Origin of the sequence: Clostridium tarantellae, from assembly GCF_009295725.1 — a bacterium.
GTDB lineage: Bacteria > Bacillota > Clostridia > Clostridiales > Clostridiaceae > Sarcina > Sarcina tarantellae.
In genome coordinates, this window is the sequence record NZ_WHJC01000499.1 from 1 (window position 1) to 1,383 (window position 1,383).

The window sequence follows — 1,383 nt, forward strand, 5'->3', positions numbered from 1 at the left end:
AAGCACTTCCAACATATACGATATAAATTTTTTTATATCCAGTAACCCATACCACGCCTTTCACGGTAGCGTTCACCTACGTTATACAATCATTGCTGTAACACAAGTAATAAGCTATGTATAACGCTCCATCTTTCTGCATCGGGTGGAGTAACCCTTATTTTAGATTATAGTGGTTTGTTTTGCTTTCACCACTCACTTAAAATTTTATCATTTACATTTATTTAAAAGTTTGATAAACTAAAAGTAATTCGCTATTCAGTTAGTGCGTTTAACTGAGTAACTGCTTTGTAAGTGTTCTAGCACTCACAAAGCATTTTTTTTACTCAAAAATACTTGTTTTTAGATTAACATAATATTCTACATTTGACAAGTTTCTATATTTTATAATATTAGAAATAGTACTAAAACATTTAATTATCAATACTTATAAGTTTTGAACCAATCTTGTCCATACTCTATTCTTCATACAGATATATTTTAAATTAATATTTATTGTTTTTAATTTTAGATATCGTTCCAAGGCTAACTTTATAATCTTTAGCTAATGATCTATAACTTCTTTTATCATTTTTTATTTGTTCAACTTGTTCATATGAAAGTTTTTTACCTATTTTTCTTTTAACTATACAAATATGATTTAGTTCTTTTTCTTCTTGGTATGCTTCATTTACAGAAAACTCTTGTAATAATTGTTCAAACATATTACTTGAACAATATATTTCTTCTTTAAAATCTATAAAATTCTTAGGAATTAAATAATACTTCTCTAATATTTCTTTTAATGTTTTTTCCATAGCTTTAAATCCTTTCAAGTGTTTATATCTAAGAAGTTAACAATTTATTTTATACTTGAACTGTTAATTTCTTAGATGTGAACATAATATTAATTTAGATTTTACTATGAAAAAACCTCTATTCTAAATAAAATTATTCAAAAATAACTGTTCATTTTTAAATATGAACAGTTCATCTTTTAATTTGAACAAAATATTAATACTTCTAACTAGAATAAGTTTAATAAAATTATTTGCTTTAAAATAAAAAAATACACTTAATTAATCAATGTCATTAAGATAAGATATTTTTTTATATCAAGCTTTCCTAGAAAATAAAATTTTTCTGGGAAAGCTTTTTGTTACCTAGAAATATTATTTTAAAATTTATTTTTAGGTATGACTAATAAGCAGACTGATAATCTGCTTTTTGAATTTCTTTAATTTTTATGCTACTCTATAAATGAAACTTACGGGAGATCCCTAGGTGGTAAGATAGTTGTCGTAGAAACAAATTAATGGTATTCTCAAATTTAGAGAATAATAAGGAGAGTTTAACTATGACAAAAAATAAATCAAATAGAAAGTACTTAAAAGAAGAAAAAGA

1 protein-coding gene is annotated in these 1,383 nt (G+C 23.9%); it reads right to left on the reverse strand.

Features of this window, described 5'->3' with window-relative positions; all coding sequences use genetic code 11:
- Window positions 1–485: 485 nt before the first annotated feature.
- Window positions 486–797: a helix-turn-helix domain-containing protein gene (locus tag GBZ86_RS15925; RefSeq protein WP_152892283.1), complete on the reverse strand. Its 312-nt coding sequence runs from the start codon at window positions 795–797 to the stop codon at window positions 486–488.
- Window positions 798–1,383 lie beyond the last annotated feature (586 nt).

What these genes read in the sequence shown, in the direction of transcription:
- GBZ86_RS15925 (WP_152892283.1), bottom strand. Translation starts at nt 797, where the DNA reads ATGGAAAAAACATTAAAAGAAATATTAGAGAAGTATTATTTAATTCCT.